This window comes from Gordonia paraffinivorans NBRC 108238 (assembly GCF_000344155.1).
Classification (GTDB): Bacteria; Actinomycetota; Actinomycetes; order Mycobacteriales; family Mycobacteriaceae; genus Gordonia; species Gordonia paraffinivorans.
Genome location: NZ_BAOQ01000053.1, coordinates 1 through 26408 on the forward strand (window position 1 = coordinate 1; position 26408 = coordinate 26408).

Here is a 26408-nt window from a genome sequence, read left to right on the forward strand (position 1 = left end):
TTAGGTGAGCATCACTGGGGAACTTCGATGAGCGCCGTCAGAGGGGCTGTCCTGTCCTTCCACCATCCGTTTCGAAGGTGGAAGGACAGGGTCGTGAGCGCGCGCTCAGTCGGCCTGCGACACCTCGGCGCCGCCGACGCTGAGCACGACGCGTGCGCCGTGCGGGACCGACTCGACGAGGCGCAGCTGCGCGAGCGCCGGATGGGCATCGAGCAGACGACCTGCGTTGGCGAGTGCGCGCAGGGACGCCGTCTCGGCGCGGGCTGCCTCGAGTTTCGCCAGGCCGCGCGTCTTCGCGGTGACCAGTTCGAGTGCGGCGCTGCGGACCTCGGCCGGCAGGATGACGTCGCGGATCACGACGCCGAGCACGACGAGGCCGAGGCGGGCGCCGACATCGGCGGCCGCCGATTGGATCGCCTCGACGTCGAGCGTGTCGCCGCGGCGGATCAGGTCGTCGGCGGTGACGGACGCGCACGTCTCGCGCAGTGCGAGCTGAGCCGCCAGATAGACCGAGGCGACCGGGTCCTCGGCCCGGTCGACGAATGCGACCGGGTCGGTGACGCGGATGCGCAACGACATCGAGACACGGACCGACATCGCGTCGGCCGTGAGCACCTCCTGAGTCGCGACCGGGACGAGTCGCTCACGCATGTCGATGCTCCGTGCCGAATGCGGGGTGCGGACGAGGTGACGGCCCGGCTCCAGGGTCGTCACCGTGTCACCGCGATAGGCCAGCACGACGTGTCCCGGCAGGACCGTGATCGTGGTGAAGAACAGCATCGCGATCCTCCTTCCCATTGCGCCGCAATGCCTGTCGTCAGGTGATCCCGGGGCTCATGGCACGGCGGCGCCGCTCGCGGGCGGCCCGGCCGGTGGGGTCGATCGTCGCGGTCACGAGGACCGGCGGCGTCGACCGCAGGACCGACCGCGCCCGGGTGTCCCGGGAGCGGCGCCGGTCAGGACTCGAACCTGGGGGCCGTGGCCCTTACCATGTGTGAACCATTGGGAGACACGAGTGTCCGACGCGCAGGAACGCCGTGCGGTAGCCCGCTCGGGCCTGCTTGTCTCGTGCCGAGCGAGAACTATGCCACCGGAACGACACCGCGGGCAATCGATTATCGGCGGCCGGTCTCCCCGCCCGATGCTCGAGTGCACATCAGGAGACCCCGCAGGGTGGTGGAGCGTGGCGTCCGACCCGGCGTCTCCGCACCCGCCCGCGGGCACCTGCCGTTGGGCCGGGCGTCGACACCCGCAGTCGCAGCGCGGAACTCAGCGTGTGAGGAACGAGGTGACCGCCGCCTCGAAGGCGTCCTTGGCCTCGATCATCACCCAGTGCCCGCACTTGGGGAAGATGTGCAACTCGGCGTCGGGGATGAGGCGCATCGGGACCAGCGCCATGTCCGGCGGGCTCACGCGGTCGTCGCGGCCCCAGGTGAGCATCGTCGGGCACGCGACCTTGTGCATGCTCGCCCAGTACGGCGGGGTGTCGGAGGCGGCCATGAACTTCTGTTGCATCTCGAAAGCCGCGGAGCCGTACATCATCTGGGCGGTCTTCTGGGCGTCGGGGTTGATCGCCGCCTGCCATCGCTCCTCGATGAGCTCGTCGGTGATCAGCGACCGGTCGTAGACCATCGAGTTCAGCCACCGGACGAGCTTGTCCTTGTCGGGGGCGTCGGTGAACTCCTGCAGGAGACGCAGGCCCTCACTCGGGCTGGGGCTGAACAGGTTCGGCCCGACGCCGCCGATGGTGACGAGCTTCTCCACACGGTCGGGCTTCTTGATGGCGAGGTTGACGCCGACGACGCCGCCCATCGAGTTTCCGATCATGGCGGCTTTGTCGATGCCGAGGGCGTCCATGAAACGGATGACCGAGCCGCCCGCGGTCAGGACCGGATGCCCTTCCACGGGGTCGCTCACGCCGAAGCCGGGGAACTCGAGGACGTAGCAGTGGTGGGTCTGCGCGAAGTGACCGAGGTTGCCGCGGTAGTTCCGCCAGCCGGTGACGCCCGGGCCCGAACCGTGCAGCAGGATCAGCGGCGGCGCGTCGGCGTCGCCCGCCTCGTGGTAGCGCAGGGTTCCCTGGTCGGTCGGTAGTTCCCGTTTGGTCGCTTCGTAGCTCACATCCACGCGAACAGAGTAGAACGTGTTCTAATCCGTTGTCACGGGTGTGCGTGATCGTGTCCCTGACCTCGGGTGATGTGCCCGACGCCGATGATGTCGTGGAGGATGCGGTGCACGATGGCGTCGCCGACGACCTCGTAGTGGACCCGGCGGCCGACCTTCTCCGACCGCACCCAACCCTGGTCGCGAAGGGCGCGGATCGACTGGGACGCCGCGTTCTCGGTGATGCCGATGGCCGAGGCCAGCTCGGCCACCGTCGATCCCGGGTGCGCATGCATCTCGGCCACGATCCTCAGTCGGGTCGGGTCGCTGAGCAGGGTGAAACGCGCAGCCCACGAGTCCGCGTCGAAGTCGGCCGCGGCGTGCCTCTCTGCGTGTCCCACCCTCTCGATATACACCAGCGGGCGGTCGCATCGGTGGTGGAGTGGCGGCGGACGTGTGTCTGCGCGAACATGTGTCTGTGACGACACGTATTGGCCGCCGGTCCGACCGCCGCGGACGGCGGGTGCTCGTCGCCGCGCTCGCCGCCGCCGTCGCCCTCGGCGGTCTCGCCGCCTGTTCGGGAGACGCCGGCCCCGGCCGCGGGCCAACGGATCGGATCGTCCTCGCCGAGGCGCAGGCGCCGGGCGAGTTCAATCCGCTGCTCGGCTACGGCCGACTGGGGGTGTCGCCGATCTACGAGGGTCTCCTGGCACCCGGCACCGACTCCGACGAGCGCTTGCCCGACCTCGTGCCGGCACTGGCGGCGTCGAGGCCGGAACGCATCGCACCCCGGGTGTGGCGGGTCGCGCTCAAGACCGGAGTGACCTTCTCCGACGGCACGCCGTTCGACTCCGCCGACGTGGTCGCCACCTATCGTGCGGCCGTCGACCCGGCGGTCGCGTCGGCGGTCTCCACCTATCTCGCCCCGATCGTCGAGATGAAAGCCGATGGGCCGCAATCGGTCACGGTGACCATGGCCACCGATGCCGACCCGTCTCCGTATCTGCTCCTGGGTATCGTCCCCGCCGAGCGCGTGGAGCGGATCCCCGCCGCACAGTGGGCGCTCAACACCGACCCGGTCGGAACCGGGCCGTACCGCCTGGACTCGCTCGATCCCGACCAGGCGATCCTCGTCGCTCGCGAAGACCATCGCGACGGGACGCCGGCGATGCGACGCGTCGTGTACACGCATGTGCCCGATGACAACAGCCGGGCGCAGCTCCTGCAGACCGGGGAGGTCGACGGGGCGAGCCTGCCGCCGCGCCTCGCCGCCGGCTTCGAGGGACGCGACGACCTGGACGTCGTGGACGTGGCCTCTGCCGACTGGCGAGGCGTCTCGCTGCCGGCCCGCAACGACTTCACCGCCGATCCGGCGGCACGCCGCGCGATGAACCTGGGGATCGACCGAAAGGCGTTGTTGGAAGACGTGCTCGACGGCGACGGGGAACCGGCGAGCACACCGATCTCCCGCGCATACGGGGACGCCTACGACGAATCGGCGCAGTTCCCGTACGACCGGGATGCCGCACAGCGCGTCCTGGACGCGGCCGGCTGGCGGCCCGGTGAGGACGGAATCCGGGTCCGCAACGGGGTCCGCGCCTCGTTTCCGTTGCTGTACAACGCCGGCGACACGCTCCGCCGCGACCTCGCGGTGGCCTTCGCCGCGGCGATGAAGAAGATCGGCGTCGAGGTGCTGACCCGCGGCACCAGCTGGGACGAGATCGAGACGAAGCTGGCAACCGCCGGTGCCCTGCTCGGCGGCGGCGAGATGCCGTACAGCATCGACTCACAGGTCTACGACGCCCTCCACACCCGGGTGCCCGGCTCCTCGCCGTACTCCAACCCCGGTGACTTCACCGCCCCCGGACTCGACGAGATGCTCGACGCCGCACGGGAATCCGCTCCCGGACCGCGAAACGACGAACGCTATCGCCGCATCCAGCAGATCTACTCCGCAGAGCCGTCCCAGGTATTCCTCGCCTTCGTCCATCACACCTACGTCGCCCGCAGTGCCGGCTGGACGCATGACGCGCCGATCCTCGAGCCCCACTCGCACGGGGTGATCTGGGGGCCGTGGTGGAACCTCCCGTCCTGGTCGCCGGAGGCCTGACGTGACCACGCAGCTGGCCCCGAACACGCAATCGCCTGGCGAAGAGGTTGCAGCGCAGTGTTGTTCGTCGGATCCCGGGAGCGTCCCCCGCCGCACGCGGGGGCGACGCGTCGTCGGACTCCTGGGGCGTCGGCTGCTGATGATGATCCCGACCGTCGTGCTGGTCTCTCTCGGGGTGTTCGCGGTCGCGGCCGCGTCGCCGTTCGACCCGTTGACCGAGCACCTCGGCGACGACTACCAGTCGGCGACGGCGTCGCAGCGTGAGGCGGTGACGCAGGCCTACGGTCTCGACGGTCACTGGTTCGGCGCGTGGTGGCGGTGGTGGGGCGACGTCTTCTCCGGCGACGCCGGATGGTCGTCCACGCAGAGCCGACCGGTGACGGACGTGATCGTCGACCGTCTGCCGTTCACACTGGGGATGTCGTTGCTCGCGCTGCTGTTCGCCACGGTGATCGCGATCGTTGTCGGCGCTCTCACCGGCATGCGCCGTGGCGGCCTGCTCGACCGGGTGTGCACGGGTGTGGCCGCGATGCTCGCCGCCACACCGCCGTTCGTCGTCTCGCTGGTGCTCGTGAGCGTCTTCGCGGTGGGGCTCGGATGGCTCCCCGCAGCGGGCGCCCGGCGCCCGGGCGACGCGTACACCGTGGCGGGGCTGTTCACCCACGGGGTGCTGCCCTGTCTGGCGCTGACCATCTCGATGATCCCGTGGCTGTTGCTGACGATGCGGGCCGCCGTCGTCGACGCCGCGGCCTCCGAGGCCGTGCGGGGTGCCCGCGCCCGCGGGATCGGCGGTTGGGCGCTGCTGCGGGGGCACGTGGTCCCGGTCTCGGTGCTGCCCACCCTGGCCCTCCTGGGAACGCGGCTGCCCGAACTCGTCGCCGGTGCGGCGATCGTGGAGAGCGTGTTCGGCTGGCCCGGTCTCGCCGAGGCGCTCGTGGATTCGGCGGTGGCGCTGGACTTCTCGTTGCTCGCCCCGCTCGCGGTCGGCTCGGCGGTCCTGGTCCTGATCGGGTCGGCGGTCTCGGATGCCGCGGCGGTGTGGATCGACCCGCGGATCGGACTGCGCGCGTGACCGCGACGATCGGCGCGGCCGGCGGCACCGGGGCGGCCTTCGGGCGGGCCGGACGGTTGCTGCCGTGGGCGGTGCTGGTGGTCGTTGCGGCCGTCGCGCTCGGCTGGCCGATGCTCGCGGGCGAGCAGGCCGCCGACTTCGGCCGGGCCCTGCGGGCTCCCGGCGCGGGCACCCTGCTGGGAACCGACCACTCCGGCTACGACCTGGGGGTCCGCACGGCGGAGGGCCTGCGGATCTCCCTGCTGATCGCCCTCGCATGCGCGGTCCTGGCGACCGTTCTCGGCGTGGTCGTCGGCGTCGCATCGGTGACGGCCGGCGGATGGGTGGACGCCGTCGTGATGCGCGTCGTGGACGGGGTCAACGCCCTGCCGCATCTCGTCGTCGGGGTGGTCATCGCCGCGATGTGGCGCGGCGAGCCGGTCGCGATCATCGCGTCGATCGCGCTCACGCACTGGCCCGCCGTCGCCCGGGTGGTGCGGGCGGAACTGCTCGAGGCGCGCACCGCCGGCTGGGTGGAAGCGGCGCGCCTGGCCGGGGCGTCGCGCACCTTCATCGCGACCCGCCACCTGGGGCCGGCCGTCGGCGGGCAGGTCCTGGTGGCCATGACCGTGCTGCTGCCGCACGCGGTGTGGCACGAGACGACGCTGTCCTTCCTCGGCGTCGGCCTGTCCCCGGACGAGGCGAGCCTGGGGACGCTGCTCGGACAGGCGCGCGGCGATGTGCTCACCGGCGCGTGGTGGACCCTGGTCGTGCCGGGTGCGGCGCTGATGGTCACGGCGCTCGCATGCGCGGCCGCCGCCTCCGCGCTGCGCCGGGCGTCGACCCCGCCTGCCGGGGAGGTGTGGTGGTGAGCGCCCGGCTGGACGGGGTGAGCGTCGACATCGCGATCGGACGGGGCCGGCGTGCTCCGCGGGCGCGTGTCCTCGACGACGTGACGCTCGACGTGCCCGCCGGCGCGGTGTCGGTGCTGATCGGGGAATCGGGGTGCGGGAAATCGATGGTCGCAGCCGCGTTGTGCGGGTTGCTACCCGCCGGGGCGGCGGTAACCGGCCGGCTGTGGCTGGACGGCGAGCAGCTGGATGGCGAGCAGATCGCCGGGCGGGACCCGCGGTGGCGGGGACTGCGCGGGAAGAGCGTCGGGCTGGTGCCGCAGTCGGCGGCCACGTCGTTCACCCCCGTCCGGACGATCGGAGCGCAGCTCGAGGAGGTGATCGGCGTGCTCGGCGGAACACGCGACGCGGTGGAGCTGTGCCGGACCGTGCACCTGGACCCGGCCGCGCTGCAGCTGTATCCGCACGAGCTGTCCGGTGGGATGGCCCAGCGGGCCGCGATCGCCGCAGCGCTGGCCGGCGACCCGCTCGTACTGGTGGCCGACGAACCGACCTCGGCTCTCGATCCCGAGCTCGGCTCGTCGATCTGGGCTCTGCTCGCCGACACCGCGAGTCGCGGTGTGGCCGTCCTCGTGATCACCCACGACATCGACGCGCTGACCGGTGGTTGTGACTCGATCGCCGTCATGCGGGCCGGACGGATCGTCGACCGGGGGCCGGTCGCCGCGCTCAGGGATTCCGGCGACGAGTACACCGGCGCCTTCTTCGAGCCGGTCGCATGAGGGTCGCGCTCGCCGGACGGGGACTCGCCGCACGCCACGGGGACACCGAGGTGTTCTCCGGCGTGGACATCCGCGTCGACGCCGGGACCGTCGTCGGCGTGGTCGGCCGGTCCGGGAGCGGCAAGACCACGCTGCTGCGCATCCTCGCCGGACTCGCCGCACCGGCGGCGGGCAGGGTCGAGCATGTGGGTTTCGGGTATCGGCCCGGTGACATCGGCCTGCTGTCCCAGCACCCCCGGCTGGTGAGCAACCCGCGGTGGACGCTGCGGCGCATCGTCGGTGAACCCGCGGCGATCGCCGGCGCCGGCTGCGACGTCGAGGCGATCGCCGATCGCGTCGGCCTCGACCCCGCGCTGCTCGACCGTCGGCCGTCGCAGGTGTCCGACGGTCAGCTGCAGCGCGCCTGCCTGGGACGACTGCTGGTGCAGAAGCCGCGATTCGTCCTCGCCGACGAGCCGACCGCGATGCTCGACCCGATCTCGACGCGTGCGGTGATCGCGCTGCTGCAGCAACTCGTCGACGACGGCGCCGGGATGGTGCTGGTCAGCCACCAGCGCCGGATCGTCGAAGCGCGCAGCGACCGGCTGGTGGAGCTGGACGGGCGGTGACCGATCCGACCCGCCGGAGGTCTCGCTCCTACGTCTGCAGCCGGACGGCGTCGTCCTCGCCCATGGCGTCCTCGAGGACCTCAGGCGAGTAGTCGACGTCGATCTCGGCGACCGAGCGGCCGCGCGCGGACTCGATCGCCGAGACGCGACGCTGGGCCCGGTCGGCGGCGTACTCGAGGAACTCGTTGTTGTCGAGCCCGAATGGCTGCTCGTCGAACTGCTCGTTGACCCAGTCGATCATGCCCAGGGCCAGCGGCAGCAGCTCGTTCATCCGCTCGCCCACGGTCTCCCACAGGGAGTCGTCGGCGGCGACGTGGCGACGGCACGTGAAGGTGCCCCACGCCATGTGCCGCCGCTCGTCGTCGCTGATGAAGCGGATCAGCGTCTGCATCCCCGGGAAGATGCCGAAGCGGGAGCAGACCTTCTGCCAGGCGTGGTAGCCGGTGAGGGCGAGGCTGCCCTCGATCACGTGGTTGTAGGTGACGCTCGCACGGATCTGGTTGCGCGGCGACGGGTCGTGGTCGAGGGCGTGGAGCGACTCGGGCAGCTCCTCGTAGAAGAGGCGTCGGTAGTAGGGGTTGTCGGCGACGAAGGACTGCAGGTCCCCGGTGAGCCCCACGGTGTCCATCCATATGCGGAACACCTGCGTGTGCTTGGCCTCTTCGAAACAGAACTGCGACAGGTACATCTCGTCGCCGAAGCGTCCCTCGGCCGCCATCGCCTTCATGAAGGGTTGGATGTCCTGGGTCACCGCCTCCTCGCCGGCGATGAACTGGCTGACGAGATACGTTGCGCTGCGGCGCTGCTCGTCGTTGAGTTCCTCCCAGTCCTGGGCGTCGCGCGAGAAGTCGATCGCTATCGGATCCCAGAAGCGAGAGTTGCCTTTGATGAAGAGACGCAACGGAAATGAGTCCCAGTTGAGACCTCCCCGCCGCAACGACGAGAAGTCCTCGCGGTGAGACTCCTTGTGCTCGATCAGGGTCATTTGATCACCAGCCAACCGACGAAGAGATGGGAATACCCGACGCTAACGCTTTCCCGCCGCGCGGGCATCAACTTCGCTGAATATTCTCTTGGCGGAACTGAACTTATGGCACGGGATCGAGGGCCGGGCCGATCAGGCCGCCGACGAATCGGCGGTGGCGTCGTCCTTCTTCGCGAGCGCACTCGGCCACCAGATCCTGGGTCCGATGTCGAGGGTGAGGGCGGGGACCAGCAACGTGCGCACGATGAGCGTGTCGATGAGGACGCCGAAGGCGACGAGGAAGGCCACCTGCACCAGGAACATCAGCGGGATCACGGCCAGGGCCGCGAACGTCGCCGCCAGCACGACGCCGGCGGAGGTGATGACGCCGCCGGTCGCGGTGAGACCGCGGATCATGCCGATCCGCGTGCCGCTGCGCAGCGCCTCCTCCCGCACGCGCGTCATGAGGAAGATGTTGTAGTCGATGCCCAGCGCGACGAGGAACACGAATGCGAACAGCGGGACCACCGGGTCGGCGCCCGGGAAGCCGAACGGGCCGTTGAACAGCAGCGCCGCCACGCCCAGGGTCGTGGCGAAGGACAGCACCGTCGACGCCAGCAGGATCAGGGGCGCGACGATGCTGCGCAGCAGGGCCACCAGCACGACGAACACGACGATCAGGACGATCGGGATGATCAGGTTCCGGTCGTGGATCGCGGTCTCGCGGGTGTCGAGGTCGATGGCGCTCGTGCCGCCGACCAGTGCGTCCGCGTCCGGGATGTCGTGGACCGCGGAGCGGATGTCGGCGACGGTGTCCTGGGCGGCCAGCGACTCGGCGTTGTCGGTCAGGGTCGCGGAGATCGCGACCTTGCCGTCGCGCACCATCGGCGCCCCGTTCTCCTCCATGAACTGCGCCGACGCCACGCCGTCGGTGGCGCGGACGGCGTCGAGAACGGCGGTGCCGGCGCCCTGGTCGGCGATGACGTAGGTCGGGGTGCCGCTGCCGGCGTCGAAGTGCCTCGCCTGGATCTCCGCACCCTCGACCGACTCCACGGTGCCCATGAAGAAGTCGCTCGACGCGATGCCGTCGGCCTTGAACGCCGGGGCGAACGCGGCGCCGATGAGCAACACCACGAGGGTGCCGACCCAGATGGCGCGCGGCTTGGACGCGACCACGTCGGCGATCCGCTTCCACAGGCGATGGGCGGTGCCGGTGTCCGGATCGGTGTCGGGCGCATACGCCGGACGCAGCGGCCAGAACGCGGTGCGGCCGAGCAGGGTGAGCGCCGCCGGCAGGAAGGTCATCGACGCCAGGAAGGAGGCGACGATGCCGATGGCCGCGATCGGACCGAGGCTCTTGTTGGAGTTCAGGTCACTGAGCAGCAGACACAGGACACCGGCGATGACGGTGCCGGCCGACGCCGCGATCGGCTCGATCGTCGCGCGCCAGGCCTGCCGGATCGCCGCGTACTTGTCCTCGGTGGTGAGCAGCTCCTCCCGGAAGCGGGAGACCAGCAGCAACGCGTAGTCGGTGGCGGCGCCGAAGACGAGGATGAACAGGATGCCCTGGCTCTGGCCGTTGAGGTCGAGGACGCCCTGCTTGGTGAGGAAGTAGACCAGGCCCGACGCGAGACCGAGCGCGAACACCGCGGAGATGATGACGACGAACGGCAGGATCGGGCTGCGGTAGACGACGATCAGGATGAGGATGACGACCGCGCCCGCGACGAGTAGCAGCAGGCCGTCGATGCCGGCGAAGGCCTCGCCCAGGTCGGCCACCTGCCCGGCCGGACCGGTGACCTTGACGGTCAGGCCGTCCGGGGCGTTCGCGAGCTTGTCCCGCAGGGTCTCCACGGTCTCGGCCGGGTCGTCGGAGGAGGACACCGGGACGAAGACCTCGGCGGCCTGACGGTCGGCCGACGGGATCGGGGGCGAGACCGCGTCCCCGAATCCGGGGGTCCCGGCCAACCCGGAGGTCGTGGACTGTAGGAACTGCAGGTCGCCGGGCGTGATCCCGCTCGGCCGCTCGGCGATCACGATGGCGGGGATCTCGTCGGTGTCCTGGAAGTCGGCGAGCAGCTTCTGCACCTGCGTCGACTCCGCCGACGCGGGGAGGAACGTGCTGTTGTCGTTGCTCGAGATGCCCGCGAGCTTGCCGGCGAACGGGCCGGTGACGCCGCCGATGATCAGCCACCCCAGCAGCAGGAGTGCCGGGATCAGCCAGCGCAGCTTCGGGGTGGGGCGGGGACGCGAAACGGTCTTGTCCGACATGGGGTCATCGTTCCACGTCGTCTTACCGGAATCCGTGGAAGGGCTCGAGGACGGTCGCATGCACCGGATTCGGCGCCCGTGGCGGGGCGGATGGGATCGGGCCGATCACGTGACACGGATTGCGTGATTCGCCTGCGAACGACGTCGTCGGTGGGCCAGCATGTGACTTACGTCGCATAAGTAGTCGGCGATATCTGACGCACGTTCCAGGGCGCACGAGCAAGGAGCACATGTGAAGACCAAGGGTGCAATTCTCCGGAATCCGGGTGAGGAATGGAAGATCGAGGAGTTCGAACTCGGCGATCCGGTACCCGGCGAGGTCCAGGTGAGGCTGGTCAGTTCGGGTCTGTGCCACAGCGACCATCACCTTCGCACCGGCGACAGCCCCGCACCCATGCCGGTGCTCGGCGGTCACGAGGGTGCGGGCGTCGTGACCAAGGTCGGTCCGGGCGTCACCCGCCTGAAGGAGGGTGACCACGTCGTCACCGCGTTCATCCCGGCCTGCGGCACCTGCGAACCCTGCTCGCGGGGCCAGCAGAACATCTGCGACGAGGGCGCCAGACTCCTCACCGGACTCTCGATCGCCGACGACACCCACCGGGCGCACACCCACGACGGTCTGCCCCTCGTGCAGATGTGCATGCTCGGGACGTTCGCTCCGTACATCACCGTCAACCAGGCCTCGCTGGTGAAGATCGAGGACGACATCCCGCTGCAGACCGCGGCGCTGCTCGGCTGCGGCGTCGCGACCGGCTGGGGCTCGGCGGTCGAGATCGGCGGGACGCATGCCGGCGACACCGTGGTCGTGGTCGGCATCGGCGGCGTCGGCATCAACGCGGTCCAGGGTGCCGCGGCGGCCGGTGCCCGCCATGTCATCGCCGTCGATCCAGTGCCCTTCAAGCTGCAGATGGCCGAGAAGATGGGCGCGACGCACACCTTCTCCTCGATGGAGGAGGCGCTCGAGGTGCTCGGCGACATCACGTGGGGGCGGATGGCCAACACGACGATCCTCACCGTCGGCGAGATCGACGGGTCGATGATCGCCCCGGCGCTCGCCCTCACCGGCAAGGGCGGCCAGGTCGTCGTCGTGGGCATGGGCAACTTCGCGGCGATGGACGCGCAGATGAACCTCTTTGACCTGACCCTCATGCAGAAGCGGGTCCAGGGCGCGATCTTCGGCGGCGCGAGCCCGCGCACGCAGGTGCCCTCGCTGCTCAACGAATACCGCGCGGGCAAGCTGAACCTCGACGATCTGGTCACCAAGACCTACCGGCTCGACCAGATCAACGAGGCATACGACGACATGCTGGCGGGCAACAACATCCGCGGCATGGTCGTCTACGGGGACGACGACTACTGATGAGATGCCGATGAGCGACGGACCATGACCACCGGGGTCCGGCCGGGTGCAACACCCGGAGCAGGGCCGGACCCTGTGGTCTCTCGGCGACGCCAGGTCACCCGCGGGTGGCCTGGCGTCGCTGGTTGACCAGCAGGTTGAGGAACCTCAGCCCCAGCCCGACCAGCACCAGCGTGCTCCCCATTTGCAGCGACACGGCGATCCGCGCGCCCTGCGAAACAGCGGCGATGTCGCCGAAACCGGTCGTGGTGAAGACCGTGAGACAGAAGTAGAGTGCGTCGACCCGGGTGAGCCGCTCGTTGAAGCTGCCCGAGGCGTATTCGGAGAACAGGAAGTACGTCGTCGCGAAGGCGACGATGTAGAACGACGCCAGGGCCACCAGCATCTCCATCGCGGCCGCGCCGGGATGCACGGAGCGGGTGAACTTGCGCACCTCCCACACGCAGAACGACCCCAGCAGGATCGCGCCGAGGACGAGCCCGACCGTGTTGAGGCTGCTCGCCTAGTCGATCGGCAGCAGGAAGTAGCAGGCGAGCAACACTATCGCGATGCCGATCGGGCGCAGCAGCGCGACGGTCAGGTCCCGGCGGCCGACCGCCGCCGGCGGGGTGCGCGGATCCCGCTGTCGCTCGGGACCCGGCCGTGGTGCCGGGGTCCGCGTTGCGGGGGTCTGTGATGTGGGGGTCTGTGTTATGGGGGTCTTCTGGGCCGTGGGGGCCGGAGACTCCGGCGCCGGGGCGTCGTCTGCCGACCCGCCGGCGCCGGTCGTCCCGTTCACCAGATCCGGACCCGCTGGTCCTCGTCGAGGTACAGCGCGTCGCCCGGCTTGACGTCGAACGCCTCGTAGAAGGCGTCGATGTTGCGGACGACGCCGTTGCAGCGGAACTCCGGCGGCGAGTGCGGATCGATCGACAGGCGCCGGATCGCCTCGGCGTCACGGGTCTTGGTCCGCCAGATCTGCGCCCAGCTGAAGAACACCCGCTGCACGCCCGTGAGCCCGTCGATCACCGGCGGCTCCGTTCCGTCGGCATCGGGCCCGCTCGCTGCGCTCCCGGCGCCCTCGGCATGGGGCCCGCTCGCTGCGCTCCCGGCGCCCTCGGCATGGGGCCCGCTCGCTGCGCTCCCGGCGCCCTCGGCATGGGGCCCGCTCGCTGCGCTCCCGGCGCCCTCGGTGGCGATCTGGTAGGCCTTCAGCGCGATCGACAGGCCGCCCAGGTCGCCGATGTTCTCGCCGATGGTGAACTCGCCGTTGACCTTGTGCTCGGGGTCGAGCCCGGTCGGGGTGAACTCGTTGTACTGCTCGATGAGTTTACGTGTGCGCTTGGAGAACTCGGTCCGGTCGTCGTCGGTCCACCAGTTCACGAGGTTGCCGTCGCCGTCGTACTTGGAGCCCTGGTCGTCGAAACCGTGGCCGATCTCGTGGCCGATGACCGCGCCGATGCCGCCGTAGTTGGCCGCGTCGTCGGCCTCCGGGTCGAAGAACGGCGGCTGCAGGATGGCGGCCGGGAACACGATCTCGTTCATGCCCGGGTTGTAGTAGGCGTTGACCGTCTGCGGGGTCATGAACCACTCGTCGCGGTCGACGGGCTTGCCGATCTTGCCGAACTCGCGGTCCTGCTCGAACGACGAGGCGCGGGCGACGTTCCCGATGAGGTCGCCCCGGTCGACGGTCAGCGCGCTGTAATCGCGCCAGTGGGCCGGGTAGCCGATCTTCGGGTTGAACTTGTCGAGCTTGGCCAGTGCCTTCTCCCGGGTCTCGGGGGTCATCCACGGCAGCTCGGAGATGTTGCGGCGGTAGGCCTCGACGAGGTTGGCGATCAGCTCGTCCATCCGGGCCTTGGCCTCCGGCGGGAAGTGCTTGGCCACGTACAGCTTGCCGACGGCGAAGCCCATCGCGTCCTCGACGAACGCCACGCCACGCTTCCAGCGGTCGCGGATGGTCTCCGCGCCCGTCAGCGTGCGGCCGTAGAAGTCGAAGTTCTCGTCGACGAAGGCCGACGACAGGTACGGGGCGGCCGACCGCAGCAGACGCCACGTCAACCAGGTCTTCCACTCCTCCAGCGGACGCGAGGCGATCAGCGACGCCGCGCCGGACACGAAGGACGGCTGCGCGACGACGACCTCGGCGAAGGTGGGCTCGCCGGTGGTGCCCAGCCCGCCCAGCCACTCGCCGATCGGGAAACCGTCTGCGGTGGAGGAGAACTCGTCGAGGGACATCAGGTTGTAGGTGAGCTCGGCGTCGCGCCGGCGCACGACGTCCCAGTGCTGGGCGGCGATCGCGGTCTCGAGGTCGAGGATCACCGCGGCGCGCGCGGCGGCGTCGTCGAACCCGGCGAGGGCGAACATGCGCTCCACGTGCGCGACATAGGCGTCACGCGTGGCGGCGTGCTTGTCCTCCCGGTAGTACGACTCGTCGGGCAGGCCGAGCCCGGACTGGGTGACGTGCACCAGGTAGCGGTCGGACCGCCTGGCGTCGGTGTCGACGTAGTAGCCGAAGAGGCCGCCGGCGCCGTGGCGCTGCAGGCGTCCGATGCGGCGCGCGAGTGCGTCGACCGAGTCGATGGCGGCAATCTTCTCCAGCTCGCCGGTGATCGGCCCGATGCCGAGCGCCTCGATGTGGTCGGTGTCCATGAAGGAGGCGTAGAGGTCGCCGATCTTCTGTTCGTCCGTCCCGCTCTCCGGGTTCGACGCGGCGCACTCGGTGATGATGTCGCGGACGTTCTCCTCGGAGTTGTCGCGCAGCACGTGGAAGGCGCCGTCGACGGAACGGTCCTCGGGGATGACGTGCGACTCGAGCCACTTGCCGTTGACGTGTGCGAACAGGTCGTCCTGGACGCGGACGGAATCGTCGACCCACTCGAGGTCGAGGCCGGACTTGAGGTCGGTGTGCGAAGCAGTCACGCGTTCCATCCTGTCACCGTCACCCCCGATCCGTCAGCCGCGTTCGATCAGGGCGTAACCGCCGGCCGGGCGGTGTGACGCGAAACCGCAACGGCCGTCCGGCACTGTCCCTACCGTGGATCCATGGCGGGAGAAGACACCTATGACGTCGTCGTGATCGGCGGCGGACCGGTCGGCGAGAACGTCGCGGACTACGCGATCAGGGGCAGCGACCGGACCGCCGCGATCGTGGAACACGAGTTGATGGGCGGCGAGTGCTCGTACTGGGCCTGCATGCCCAGCAAGGCGCTCCTGGGACCGGGTGCCGCGCTCGACGCGGCGCGCGCCCTGCCGGGCTCCCGCGATCGCCTCACCGCGCCGGGGCCGGACCCGGGCGCCGTCCTCGGCTGGCGCGACACGGTGACCGGGCGCCGCGGGTCCTCCGGCGCCACCCACGACGACGCGGGGCAGGTCCGGTGGGCGACCGGTGCGGGCATCGAGGTGATCCGCGGCCACGGCCGGATCGCGGGGGAGAAACGGGTGGCCGTCGGCGACCGCGTCCTGACCGCGCGGGAGGCGGTGGTCGTCGCCACCGGGAGCACCGCGTCGATCCCACCGATACCCGGCCTGCGCGAGGCGCTGCCGTGGACGTCGCGGGATGCCACGAACCTCGTCGAGGTCCCGCAGCGGTCACTGGTGCTCGGCGGGGGCGTCGTGGCCTGCGAGGCGGCGACCTGGCTGCTCGATCTCGGCGTGCGCGAGCTCGTGATGGCGGTCCGGGGAGAGCGATTGCTGCCGCGGATGGAACCCTTCGCCGGGGAGCGGGTCGCCGCGGCATTGCGCGAGCGGGGCGCCGACATCCGGATGAACACGACGATCGAGTCCGTGGACCGCCCCGGCGCGGAGGCGACGGGATACGGCCGGCTCCACGGTGGACCGGCGACGGTGCGGCTCGGCGGCGACGGTGCCGGCGAGCTCGTCGTCGACGAGATCCTCGTGGCGGCGGGCAGGGCGCCGGCGACGACCGACATCGGGCTCGACGTGCTCGGGCTGCCCGCGCGTGGCCCGCTGGGTGTCGACGACCGGCTGACCGTGCCCGGCCACCCGTGGCTCTACGCGGTCGGCGACGTCAACGGGCGCAACGCCCTCACCCACATGGGCAAGTACCAGGCTCGGGTCGCGGGCGACGTCATCGCGGCGCGCGCCGAGGGGCGCGATCTCGACGACCCGCGATACGCCGCGAGCTCCGATCACGGCGCCGTGCCGCAGGTGGTGTTCACCCGGCCGGAGATCGCCTCGGTGGGGATGACCCGCGCCGACGCGGAGAAGGCCGGTCTCGACGTGCGCGTCGTCGACGACGACATCGCGGTGGCCGGCTCGTACCTGCTCGACCCCGATCGTCCGGGGCACGCGAATCTCGTCGTCGACGCCGCGCGCGACGTCCTGGTCGGTGCGACCTTCGTCGGCGCGCAGACCGCGGAACTCGTCCATTCGGCGACCGTCGCGATCGTCGGCGAGGTGCCGGTGTCGCGGCTCTGGCATGCCGTGGCGTCGTATCCGACCGTGAGCGAGGTGTGGTTGCGGCTGCTCGATCGACTGCGCTGACGGACGGCGCGGTGGGGTGCCACGGGTCAGGGATCAGTCAATTGGTCTGACCACTTGACCACCTGGCCTGATGTGTCTACGGTCACAGGCATGCCGTTCGAGCCGATATCCCAGCAGAGCGCGCCCGAGGCCGTCTTCGAGCAGATCGTCGAGGGAGTCCTGTCGGGCGACCTGCCTGCGGGCCACACGCTGCCCAGCGAGCGGGAGCTCGCCCGGATGCTCGGGGTGTCCCGCCCGACGGTGCGCGAGGCGCTCAAGCGGGTCGCGGCCGCCGGGCTCGTCACCATCCGCCAGGGTGACGGCGCCCGGGTCCGGGATGTCGCGCGATCCGGCGGACTCGACCTGCTGCCGCGTCTGCTGATCCGCAACGGCGAGCTCGCGCCGGATGTCGCGCGGTCCATTGTCGAGGCCCGCGCCGCGGTCGGCCCTCACGTCGCCGGGCTCGCCGCACAGCGGATCACCGACGACGGCCTCGCCCTCCTGGCCTCGATCGTCGACGATCTGGCCGCCGAACCCGACCCCGTCGGACAGCAGGTCGTCGCGCTCGAGTTCTGGAGCGCGGTCGTCGACGCGGCCGACTCGATCGCGTTCCGGCTCATGTACAACTCGCTGCGCGCCGCCTACGAACCCGCGCTGCCCGCGCTCGGTGCCGTGCTCGAACCCGAGGTCGGGAACATCGACGGCTATCGCGCACTCGTCGACGCCCTGCGCACCGGCGACCCGGAGCGGGCCGAAGGCGCGGCCCGGACACTCCTCGAACCTGCCACCGCCGCGCTGCTCGACCTCTGTCGCGCACTCGCCGACGCCGGGCGGGACGGGGCCGGGGCCGCCGGGGCCGGGGTGACAGGAAGCGAAAACGATTCCGGCAGTACCGATTCGGGAGATGGTGACTGATGTCCGCCGATGAGATCGACACCAGGGCCCGGCGCCGGGTCGCGGCCGACGAACGACGGATGCGGCTACGTCGCTCGGCGTCGTTGCGCGCCGCGCTCGCCGAGTTCGCCCGGCACCCGTCGCCCTGGATCATGGGGGTCTTCCTGCTGTCGGCGCTGGTCGCGCGGATCCTGGTCGGCGGGTGGGGGCTCGCCGACCTGCTGGTTCCGGTCGTGATGATCGCGAGCTTCCCGCTGGTGGAGTGGCTGATCCACGTGTTCGTGCTGCACTGGCGCCCCAGGCGCCTCGGGCCGCTGGTCGTCGACCCGCTGGTCGCCCGCAAGCACCGCGAACACCATCGCGACCCCCGCGACATCCCGCTGATCTTCATCCCCTGGCAGGTGCTGCTCATGGTGATCGCCGCCGCGCTCGTCGTGGGACTGGTCGTCTTCACCAGCGTCGAACGCGGTCTGACGTTCCTCGTGGTGCTCCCCGCGATCGGACTCGTCTACGAGTGGACGCACTACCTCATCCATTCCGACTACCGCCCGCGGCATGCGTTCTACCGGGCGCTGTGGCGCAACCACCGGTTCCATCACTATCGCAACGAGCACTACTGGTTCGCCGTCACCACCGCCGGCACCGTCGACCGCCTACTCGGCACATACCCGGACCCCGACACCGTCGAGAAGTCGCCGACGGCCAAGGACCTGCACGCGCTGTCGCGCGCCGGGGAGTAGGCGGGGGCTACGCCGCGGGGCCGCCCAGGCCCGTCTCCATCGCCCACACCAGGACCTCGGCGCCTGACGCCGTCGACAGGGTGAGCGCTCCGGCGTCGACCGCTCGAACCGCGTCGCCGGCGCCGAGCGACGCGGTCTCGCCGTCGACGCACATCTCGGCCTCGCCGTCGACGACGAACACGTGGACGAACCGCGCGGTCGGTATCGCGACGGTCGTTCCGGCGCCGGGCCGGCAGGCGAAGAGCGTGGCGCCCGCGTTGGCGATGGAGAGGGCGGCGCCGCGGCCCGGGTCCCCCGAGGCGACGGGGACGAGGTCCCCGGTGGCCAGTCGGTCCGAGACATCGGCCTGCTCGTGCTCCGGGGCGAGCCCATGGCGGTCGGGCATCAGCACCATCTGGACGTAGCGGACCGGTTCCGTGCCCGAGCCCGGGAGGCCGGGCCACGGGTCGTTGCGCTCCGAGTGGTCGACGCCGGTGCCCGCACTCATCCGCTGGACGAGGCCCGGGTACAGCACGCCGGAGTGTCCCGCCGAGTCCCGGTGGACGAGCGTCCCCGACGCCACCCAGGTCACGATCTCGCTCTCCTGGTGGTGATGAAGATCGAAACCCTCACCCGGAGAGACGATCTCGTCGTTGACGGCGAGCAACGCGCCGAAGTGGGTGTTGTCCGGGTCGTAGTGGTCTCCGAAGGAGAAGCTGTGCCGCGAGGTCAGCCAGTCGGTCGTCGTCACGAAACGGTCGCCGGCCCGGAGCACGGTGTAAGCCATGACCCCATGATCGCAGGAGGTAGAAGGCCGGGCCGCGTCCGGTTTGGCTTATATTCGGAAGGGCGAGCCGCGGCGCGAGCCGGGGCGGGCCGACGAGTCGCGGGGGTGCTGTCGGTCACGAGGTTGATCGGTGGGGTTCCGGATCACATGCCGATATGTGTTCGTGACCGGCTTGATTCCCGAATGGAAGCTGGCGAAGTCGATTTCGGGTGTTACAACAGTGAAAATTGAGTTCATGAAGATCTGGGTCAAGCGAGCAACGTCAGCCGCTTGTGCCGCGGTCACCTGTGCCGTCGTCGTGAGCTCCTGCGCGCTCACCGATTCGTCGAACACCGGTGCAGCCGCCGCCATCGATGCATTCGCCACCGCGCTGAGCCGTCAGGACGCCGGCGGCGCCGCGAACCACACCACCGCGCCCGGTCAGGCGGGTGAGACCCTGACCACCACGCTGCGCGCGATGTCCGCGCAGCAGGTCGACGTCGATGTGGACAACCCGGTCGAGTACAGCGACGGCACCGCCACCTTCGAGGTGACCACCAAGTGGACCTGGGGCAAGGACCGCGAGTTCGAGGCCAGCAGCGAGGGCACCGCCCGCAAGCTGTCGTCGGGCTGGAAGGTCACCTGGGATCCCGCGATCCTGCATCCCGGTCTGACCGCCGGCGGCCACCTCCGCGAGATCCGCACCGACGCCACGCCCGCGCCGTCGGTGCGCAGCCGTTCCGGCAAGGTCTTCATGCACCTCGAGCCGATCCATGAGATCGTCATCGACCCTGCACGAGCCCGCGACCTCCCCGCCACCGTGCGTGCCGTCGCGGGAGTCATCGCCCCGATCGCCCCCCTCATCACGGCCGACGTCATCTCCGCCGAGCTCGCCGCGAACCCCGGCAAGCCGGTCGTCGCGGTCGCCCTGCGCGAGCCCGACCTGCAGGTCCTCGCCGGCGACCCCGCCAAGATCACCGGCGTGAGCGTCAAGCGGACCGAGCGCCTCGTGATGGCCGATCGCCGGCTGTCGTCGCCGCTCGAGGACGGGCTGACCAACTACTGGCAGGCCATCCGGGACGCCACCGCCGGCTGGCAGGTCCAACTGGTCAACCCCGGCGACCGTCCGCGGAAGCTGGCCGGCGAGCAGGGGCCGCCCGGACCCGACGTGCTGTCCACCGTGGACCAGGGTGTCCAGCTGACCCTCGGCGACGCCGCGGTCGAGGTCGGGCAGCCGGCGACCATCCTCGCGCTCGACGCGCAGACCGGCGCGATCCTGGGCATGGCGCAGAACACCTACGCCGCCGACCGCGAGATCGACATCGACAAGCCCTACCCCGTGGGCAAGACGCTGGATCCCGTCTTCGACGCGATCGGCCGGCTCTCCGAGTCGCAGCCCGAGCGGGCCGAGACCCTGCTCGACAAGCTCGGGCTCGGCGTCCAGTTCACCGTCCCGGGCGCGAGCGTCCCGACCGCCGACCAGCCCGGCATCACCACCATCGGGTACCGGCCGAACCAGACGAACATGTCGATGGCGAACATGGGTGCGCTCGGCGTCGCGCTGGCTCGCGCCGCGGCCGGCGATCCGTCGTCGGTGCCGCCGTTCGTCCTCAAGAACGTCCCCACCAAGGTGACGGGCGGGGAACTCGGCGCTCTCGAACCCGCTCTGGTCGCCCCGATCCTCAAGGCGATGACCGCGACCGCGACGACCGGCGACGCCAGCGACCTCACGCGGGCACCCGGCCTGAAGGCGCTTGTCGGGACCAACGGGCCGCAGGGTCCGGGGTGGTTCGTCGGCATCCAGGGCGGCAAGGTCATCGTCATCTACACCGAGGGCGAGAAGTCGGGCACCGCCGCGCTGCAGGTGGCCCAGAAGTACTTCACCATCAAGTAGTCGGGTCCCCGGGATCGGTATGCGAACCGGTCCCGGGCCGGCTCAGGCGGCGGCGCGCCGGCCGAGGAGCGCGAAGATCGCGCGCCAGCCGAGCAGCAGCAGTCCGAGCACCACCGTCGCCACGATCACGAAACTGGCCGCCACACCCTGGCTGAGGATGAATCGCAGCACCATCGCGACGGCCACCGTGCAGACCCAGATGACGATTCCCACCGGCACGACGCGGTCGGGACGGAAGTCGTGGTCGAAGAAGTCGGCCGAACGGACGTGGGCGTAGACGTAGGTGATCGACCACCCTGCCGCGCAGCCGACGAGGAACGGCCACAAGGTGTGCAGGAAGGCGACCGGCGCGTAACCCTCCTCGTGGCTGGCCCGCCCGATCACCACGAAGATCAGGATGGCGACCGCGTCGAACAGGGCGGCCACCGGACCGGTGGCGATCCCCCGTGCCGGCGAGGTGCCCGCTTCGGTCGGGTTGGTGCTCGGCATGGTCGTCTACCGTACCGGGTCGGGCGGTGGATCCGTGTCCTGCCCTCGGCCGTGTTCGGCCGGTGACGGGTCCGGCGGATGCCCGGTCCCGGCGTCTGAGGACTCGACGCTCCGGGCCTCGGCGCCTTGGGACTCGGCGCCCTGGGACTCGGCGAGGTCGTGTTCCACCTCGTCGATGAAGGTGTCGTCACGCCGGATGCGGTTGCGGAACATGAACGCGATGACGACCCAGCCGACGGCCGCGACGAACACGTAGCTGATGATGCGATAGATCAGCACGGCGGTGATGGCGTCGGCCGCGGGCATCCCCGCGCTGGTCAGGGCCGGCACCAGCACGGCGTCGACGACGCCGATGCCGCCCGGGAGCAGCGGCACCGCGGTACCCACAGCCTTGCCGGCGGCGTAGGCGACCATCAGGCCGGAGATGCTCGGGTGGGCGTCGACCGCCCAGCACGCGAACATCAGGCAGGCGACGTCGGCGACCCAGTTGAACAGGCTCCACCCGAAGGCGATCGAGGTGTCGCGCTTGGTCAGCTGCACCGCGCGCAGCTGCTCGAGCGTCTCGAAGAGTTTGTCGGTGCCGTGGTCGTCGGGCTTGTTGCGGATCTGGTTGATCCAGCCGAGCACGCGGATGCCCGTGCTCTTCAGCGACTCGGGGTGGCTTGCGAGGTACTGCAGCACGACCGCGACCGCAATGAAGCCGGTCACCGAGAAGACCACCGAGAACGGGCTGGTCTTGGCGCCGGCGAGCATGGCGCCGCCGAAACCGAGCACCGCGAGCCCGACGCCGGCGAGCAGGCCGGACATCACCACCTGCCACGACGCGACGACCGGCGTCGCGCCCCACTTGCGCGTCTCCCGGTAGGTGAAGGCGGGTGCGAGCACCTGGCCGCCCGGCATCGTCTGGCTCAGGGAGTTCGCGGCCAGGATCACCGACAGCGACTTCCACTGGGTGACCGGCACGCCGGCGGACCTCAGCAGGGCGCGCTGGACCTGGGCGAAGCTGTCCATCGAGAGCATCGCGGCGACCGTGCAGGCGAGCACCCAGTGCCATTTGATGTCGCCGATCCGCAGCCAGGCCTTCTTCAGCTCGGGCCAGATCAGGACCACCTCGACGCCGAGGATGACCAACACGACGGCCAGGAGAATCCATCGGACCCACCAGAAGCGGGGACGTGAGGCCGGGCGTACCGCCTTCTGCCCTGGCGAACCGACATCCTCCGACATAGGTGACACCCTAGGGCAGCCACCTGTCCCCGCCGAAAAAGCGCCCGTTCAGTGGACCGAATCGCGGCATGTAATCGCGCCGGTCGATGCCTGCCAACGTCGGCCCGCACTGTCTACTGTTGCACTCGTGAGAGAAGCCGAACCGGCCGGTCGGCCGCAGCAAGTCCTCGATCTCGCGTCCTTCGACCGGTCCAAGGTCCACCCGCAGGTGCGGGCCGCCGCCGAATGGGCGTGGCGCATCCTGCTGCTCCTGGCCGCCGCCTACGTCGCAGGCAGGCTGTTCCTGCGCTTCGACGAGGTGCTCGTGCCGGTCGCCCTGGCCATCCTGATCTCGGCGATGCTGGTGCCCGTGGTCGACGCGATGGACCGCCGCGGGGTGCCCCGCTCGCTGGCCGTCCTACTCAACATCGTCCTGGGACTGGGCCTCATCGCCGCCGTCATGGCCTTCGTGGTCCGCGAGTTCATGCGCGGTCTCCCGCAACTGGTCGAGGAGGTGGAGCAGACCATCGAGCAGGCCAAGCAGTGGCTGGTCGAGGGGCCGCTCGACTTCGACCAGTCGCAGGTCCAGAACGTCGGCAGCGATCTGCTGAAGTTCCTGCAGAACAACCAGGACAAGGTCACCAGCGGTGCGCTCGCCACGGCCACCACCGCCACCGAGATCATCACCGGCGCCCTGCTGACCGTCTTCCTGGTCATCTTCTTCCTCTACGGCGGCGCGCAGATCTGGCGTTTCACGGTCGGCGTGATCCCCTCCGGAAGCCGGGATCGGGTGTGGCGCGCCGGCATCGCGGGCTTCGGCACGCTGGTCGGCTACGTGCGGGCCACCGTGGTGGTCGCCTTCGTCGACGCCTGCGGCATCGGCGTCGGACTCGCGATCCTGCAGGTGCCGCTCGCGCTTCCGCTGGGCGCGCTGGTGTTCCTGGGCGCGTTCATCCCGATCGTCGGTGCACTCCTGAGCGGCACGCTGGCCGTGTTCGTCGCACTGATCACGAAGGGCTGGATCGCCGCGATCATCGCGCTGGCCATCGTCGTCGGCGTGATGCAGCTGGAGAGCCACGTGCTGCAGCCGTTCCTGCTGGGCCGCTCGGTGCGTCTGCATCCGGTCGCGGTGGTCCTGGCCATCACCGCGGGCATGGTCTCGGCGGGCATCATCGGCGGACTGTTGGCGGTGCCCCTCATCGCGTTCCTCAACACCGCGGTCCGCCACTTGCGCGGTGCGGTCCCGCCCGAGGAGACTGGAGGGAAGGTCCTCGGCTCGGTCGACGGGGTCGGGGTGGTCGAACCGGCCGAGCCGGTCTGGGACGCCCCTGATCCGGACGCCGCCGCCAAGGCGCTGGCCACTGCGAAGGAAGCGGGTGAGAAGACCGGCGGCGACACCGCGCCCGGTGAGGCCGACGACGGTCCCGACGAGCGAAAGGGGCGACCACGCCCATGACCGTGGCGTCGCGCTGGGAGCGACTGCTCCGCGGGCCGAGGGTCTCGGCCGCGGGTGCCGATATCCGGTCGGTCCAGACGCGCGACACCGAGGCCGGGCGACTCGCCCGCGACGTCGACGCGGACCCGGTCACCCCGCTGTGGCGCGGCGCGCAGATCCTGCGCCTGCTGTCCTACCTGTATTCGCTGGGATTTCAGATCGCGGTGAACCCCGACCTGGACCACCGCGCGACCGCCTGGACCCTGTTCGGGGTGCTGACCCTGTGGACCCTCGTCAGCGGCGTCGGATACTTCGTCGGGTTCGCGCGCAACTGGTACTGGGTGGGCACCGAGGTGATCCTGGTGTGTGCCCTGATGTTGTCGACCTCCGTTGTCGCCGACCGGGATTGGGCGTGGAACAACCAGACGTGGCCCACCACCCTCTGGGCGACGAACGCCGTCGTCTCGGTGGCGATCCTCTCCGGTCCGGTCGGCGGCATCATCGCGGGCCTGATCGTGGGCGGGACGAGCACCTTCGTGAAGGGCCACCTGAACCTCAACTTCGGGCGCAACGCCACGATCATCGTGATCGTCGTGACCGGCATGGCCGTGGGACTGGCCGCGCTGCAGGCCCGCCGGAACCACGAGAAGCTCGCAGCGGCGGCCCGTATCGCCGCGCGGGCCGAGGAACGCGAACGGCTGGCGCGCGAGGTGCACGACGGCGTGCTGCAGGTCCTCGCCCTCATCACGCGGCGCGGACGTGAGATCGGCGGGCCCACAGCCGAACTCGCGGCACTCGCAGCAGAACAGGAACTGCAGTTGCGTCGGATGATCTCCGACACCGGCGACGTGGATGCCCCTGCCCCTGACGCAGACGGTGCCGCCGAGACCGACCTCGCCGCCGTGCTGCGGGCGCTGGCCGCCGACCGGGTCTCGGTGAGCTCGCCCGCCGGACCGGTGATGGTGTCCGCCCACATCGCGTCCGAGATCCGCGCCGCCGTCGTCAACGCGCTCGACAACACCCGGCACCACGCCGGTCCCGGAGCGCGGGCGTATGTGCTGGTGGAGGACCTCGCCGACGACGTCGTGGTCAGTGTGCGCGACGACGGCTCCGGCATCCCGGAGGGGCGCCTCGCGGAGGCCGCGGCGCAGGGGCGTCTCGGGGTGGCCGCCTCGATTGTCGGCAGAATCGAATCGTTGGGCGGGACCGCGGTGCTCGACACCGAACCCGGGGGCGGGACCGAGTGGGAGTTCACGGTCCCGCGCGGGGGTCGTCGGGGCTGAGCCGCCGACCGATAGACGCACGGACCGAGAGACGCACGGACCGCAGAACGCGAGGACACGGGGACGGAGGGGCAGGGAGCATGCACGGAGACTCGGCGCCGGACAAGACCATGGGCGACACGGGCATGGGGGACAAGGGCAAGGGGGATAAGGGGGACAGGGACTCACGTCTGCGCGTCATGGTCGTCGACGACCACCCGATCTGGCGCGACGCAGTGGCCCGGGATCTCGAGGACGAGGGATTCGAGGTCGTCGCCACCGCCGACGGGGTCGGCAGCGCGGGGCGTCGCGCGGCCGCGGTCACGCCCGACGTCGTGCTCATGGACATGCAACTGCCCGACGGCTCGGGAACCGAGGCCACCGCGGCGGTGCTGGAGGTGTCCCCGCAGACCCGCATCCTCGTCCTGTCCGCCTCCGGAGAGCGTGACGACGTCCTCGACGCGGTGAAGGCCGGGGCGAGTGGCTACCTCGTGAAGTCCGCGTCGCGCGACGAACTGGTCGCCGCGGTGCGCGCCACCGCGGCCGGGCAGGCGGTGTTCACCCCCGGGCTCGCCGGACTCGTCCTCGGCGAGTACCGCCGGATGTCGCAGGAGCCCGAATCCTCGCCCGCCGCGCCAAAACTCACCGAGCGGGAGACCGAGGTGCTGCGCCTGGTCGCGAAAGGACTGAGCGCCAAGCAGATCGCGAAGCGGCTCTCCCTCAGTCATCGGACCGTCGAGAACCACGTCCAGGCGACCTTGCGGAAGCTGCAGCTCGGCAACCGGGTGGAACTCACCCGCTACGTCATCGAGAACGGGCTCGACGCGGACTGAGCCCCGCCGCGTCGTCAGGACCGCGGATCGTTGCTGCCCCGAACGGATCTCACTGCTCGGAGCGACTGCGCTTCAGCAACTCCTGCACGCTGATCTGCGCGTCGTCGGAGTCCTCGGAACGCGCGTGCCGGTCGGTGCTGCGCGGGCGGCGGCGGCGGGACGACCCGTCGTCACCCGAACGCGATCCGTCCGGCGCCGGGGTGCCCGGCCGGGGCGAGGCCGCCGGCGTGGCGTCCGGGCTCAGCCCGCGATCCAACGGCGAGGGACCGGGCGATCGCCGTCCGCGCGTGGTCGGGGTCGAGTTCTCCGGGGTCACCGACGCGGCCAGTGGACGCAGGCGGTCGTT

The 26408-nt window shown here is 70.4% G+C and carries 23 protein-coding genes and 1 pseudogene; 13 read left to right on the forward strand and 11 right to left on the reverse strand.

The window, feature by feature from the left end:
• Positions 1–105 precede the first annotated feature (105 nt).
• From GP2_RS19560 to GP2_RS19570, 3 genes are all read right to left on the reverse strand, one after another.
• On the reverse strand, positions 106–780 hold the full coding sequence (locus GP2_RS19560; protein ID WP_006902335.1) for a slipin family protein: 675 nt from the start codon (positions 778–780) through the stop codon (positions 106–108).
• Between the two features lie 489 nt (positions 781–1269).
• Positions 1270–2127, reverse strand: coding sequence for an alpha/beta fold hydrolase (locus GP2_RS19565; RefSeq protein ID WP_006902337.1), 858 nt, complete (start codon positions 2125–2127; stop codon positions 1270–1272).
• A gap of 32 nt (positions 2128–2159) precedes the next feature.
• Positions 2160–2504 carry an ArsR/SmtB family transcription factor gene (locus tag GP2_RS19570; RefSeq protein WP_006902338.1) on the reverse strand — a complete coding sequence of 115 codons (345 nt, stop codon included), beginning with the start codon at positions 2502–2504 and terminating at the stop codon, positions 2160–2162.
• Between the two features lie 77 nt (positions 2505–2581).
• On the opposite strand from GP2_RS19570, the gene GP2_RS19575 reads away from it, so the two are divergent.
• The 5 genes from GP2_RS19575 to GP2_RS19595 are packed head-to-tail and all read left to right on the forward strand — an operon-like array spanning position 2582 to position 7505.
• On the forward strand, positions 2582–4213 hold the full coding sequence (locus GP2_RS19575) for an ABC transporter substrate-binding protein (RefSeq protein ID WP_051997281.1): 1632 nt from the start codon (positions 2582–2584) through the stop codon (positions 4211–4213).
• 1 nt (position 4214) lies between these two features.
• Positions 4215–5285, forward strand: coding sequence for an ABC transporter permease (locus GP2_RS19580; protein WP_006902340.1), 1071 nt, complete (start codon positions 4215–4217; stop codon positions 5283–5285).
• Positions 5282–6136 carry an ABC transporter permease gene (locus GP2_RS19585; protein ID WP_006902341.1) on the forward strand — a complete coding sequence of 285 codons (855 nt, stop codon included), beginning with the start codon at positions 5282–5284 and terminating at the stop codon, positions 6134–6136. Before GP2_RS19580 ends, GP2_RS19585 begins: the two co-directional genes overlap by 4 nt.
• Entirely contained in the window at positions 6133–6897 is a 765-nt protein-coding gene (locus GP2_RS19590) for an ATP-binding cassette domain-containing protein (RefSeq protein WP_040527539.1), read from the forward strand. The genes GP2_RS19585 and GP2_RS19590 overlap by 4 nt, the downstream gene beginning before the upstream one ends.
• Positions 6894–7505 (forward strand): ATP-binding cassette domain-containing protein, encoded by a 612-nt coding sequence (locus GP2_RS19595; protein WP_006902344.1) that lies wholly within the window; start codon positions 6894–6896, stop codon positions 7503–7505. The genes GP2_RS19590 and GP2_RS19595 overlap by 4 nt, the downstream gene beginning before the upstream one ends.
• 28 nt (positions 7506–7533) lie before the next feature.
• Here GP2_RS19595 and GP2_RS19600 read toward each other — a convergent pair whose 3' ends face one another.
• On the reverse strand, positions 7534–8490 hold the full coding sequence (locus tag GP2_RS19600; protein WP_006902345.1) for a R2-like ligand-binding oxidase: 957 nt from the start codon (positions 8488–8490) through the stop codon (positions 7534–7536).
• 132 nt (positions 8491–8622) lie between these two features.
• On the reverse strand, positions 8623–10740 hold the full coding sequence (locus GP2_RS19605) for an MMPL family transporter (RefSeq protein ID WP_006902346.1): 2118 nt from the start codon (positions 10738–10740) through the stop codon (positions 8623–8625).
• 232 nt (positions 10741–10972) lie between these two features.
• Here GP2_RS19605 and GP2_RS19610 point away from each other — a divergent pair, with 232 nt between their 5' ends.
• Positions 10973–12100: an NDMA-dependent alcohol dehydrogenase gene (locus GP2_RS19610; RefSeq protein WP_006902347.1), complete on the forward strand. Its 1128-nt coding sequence runs from the start codon at positions 10973–10975 to the stop codon at positions 12098–12100.
• 97 nt (positions 12101–12197) lie between these two features.
• On the opposite strand, the pseudogene GP2_RS19615 reads toward GP2_RS19610, so the two are convergent.
• Together GP2_RS19615 and GP2_RS19620 are read right to left on the reverse strand one after the other, a co-directional pair.
• Positions 12198–12680 (reverse strand): annotated as a pseudogene (locus GP2_RS19615) (ion channel).
• Positions 12681–12874: 194 nt separating this feature from the next.
• Complete coding sequence (locus GP2_RS19620; protein WP_006902350.1) at positions 12875–15010, reverse strand: M13 family metallopeptidase; 2136 nt, start codon at positions 15008–15010, stop codon at positions 12875–12877.
• Between the two features lie 114 nt (positions 15011–15124).
• On the opposite strand from GP2_RS19620, the gene GP2_RS19625 reads away from it, so the two are divergent.
• The 3 genes from GP2_RS19625 (at position 15125) to GP2_RS19635 (ending at position 18198) form a co-directional block, all read left to right on the forward strand.
• Positions 15125–16585 carry a dihydrolipoyl dehydrogenase family protein gene (locus GP2_RS19625; RefSeq protein ID WP_006902351.1) on the forward strand — a complete coding sequence of 487 codons (1461 nt, stop codon included), beginning with the start codon at positions 15125–15127 and terminating at the stop codon, positions 16583–16585.
• A gap of 90 nt (positions 16586–16675) precedes the next feature.
• Positions 16676–17479, forward strand: coding sequence for a FadR/GntR family transcriptional regulator (locus tag GP2_RS19630; protein ID WP_006902352.1), 804 nt, complete (start codon positions 16676–16678; stop codon positions 17477–17479).
• The gene (locus tag GP2_RS19635) at positions 17479–18198 is read left to right on the forward strand and encodes a sterol desaturase family protein (protein ID WP_006902353.1); all 720 of its coding nucleotides are present in this window, start codon (positions 17479–17481) and stop codon (positions 18196–18198) included. Before GP2_RS19630 ends, GP2_RS19635 begins: the two co-directional genes overlap by 1 nt.
• 7 nt (positions 18199–18205) lie before the next feature.
• Here GP2_RS19635 and GP2_RS19640 read toward each other — a convergent pair whose 3' ends face one another.
• On the reverse strand, positions 18206–18964 hold the full coding sequence (locus GP2_RS19640) for a pirin family protein (RefSeq protein WP_006902354.1): 759 nt from the start codon (positions 18962–18964) through the stop codon (positions 18206–18208).
• 235 nt (positions 18965–19199) lie between these two features.
• On the opposite strand from GP2_RS19640, the gene GP2_RS19645 reads away from it, so the two are divergent.
• Positions 19200–20837 carry an NTF2-like N-terminal transpeptidase domain-containing protein gene (locus GP2_RS19645; protein WP_040527530.1) on the forward strand — a complete coding sequence of 546 codons (1638 nt, stop codon included), beginning with the start codon at positions 19200–19202 and terminating at the stop codon, positions 20835–20837.
• A gap of 42 nt (positions 20838–20879) precedes the next feature.
• Here GP2_RS19645 and GP2_RS19650 read toward each other — a convergent pair whose 3' ends face one another.
• The gene (locus GP2_RS19650; RefSeq protein WP_006902357.1) at positions 20880–21326 is read right to left on the reverse strand and encodes a DUF3054 domain-containing protein; all 447 of its coding nucleotides are present in this window, start codon (positions 21324–21326) and stop codon (positions 20880–20882) included.
• Between the two features lie 6 nt (positions 21327–21332).
• Positions 21333–22553 (reverse strand): lysylphosphatidylglycerol synthase transmembrane domain-containing protein, encoded by a 1221-nt coding sequence (locus tag GP2_RS19655; protein ID WP_040527532.1) that lies wholly within the window; start codon positions 22551–22553, stop codon positions 21333–21335.
• Between the two features lie 127 nt (positions 22554–22680).
• Here GP2_RS19655 and GP2_RS19660 point away from each other — a divergent pair, with 127 nt between their 5' ends.
• From GP2_RS19660 to GP2_RS19670, 3 genes are all read left to right on the forward strand, one after another.
• Complete coding sequence (locus GP2_RS19660) at positions 22681–23988, forward strand: AI-2E family transporter (RefSeq protein ID WP_006902360.1); 1308 nt, start codon at positions 22681–22683, stop codon at positions 23986–23988.
• Entirely contained in the window at positions 23985–25250 is a 1266-nt protein-coding gene (gene macS / locus GP2_RS19665; RefSeq protein ID WP_006902361.1) for a MacS family sensor histidine kinase, read from the forward strand. The genes GP2_RS19660 and macS overlap by 4 nt, the downstream gene beginning before the upstream one ends.
• 125 nt (positions 25251–25375) lie before the next feature.
• On the forward strand, positions 25376–26062 hold the full coding sequence (locus GP2_RS19670) for a response regulator (protein WP_006902362.1): 687 nt from the start codon (positions 25376–25378) through the stop codon (positions 26060–26062).
• Positions 26063–26111: 49 nt separating this feature from the next.
• On the opposite strand, the gene GP2_RS19675 is transcribed toward GP2_RS19670, so the two are convergent.
• Positions 26112–26408: hypothetical protein (locus GP2_RS19675; RefSeq protein WP_040527534.1), on the reverse strand; the 297-nt coding region annotated here is incomplete at its 5' end.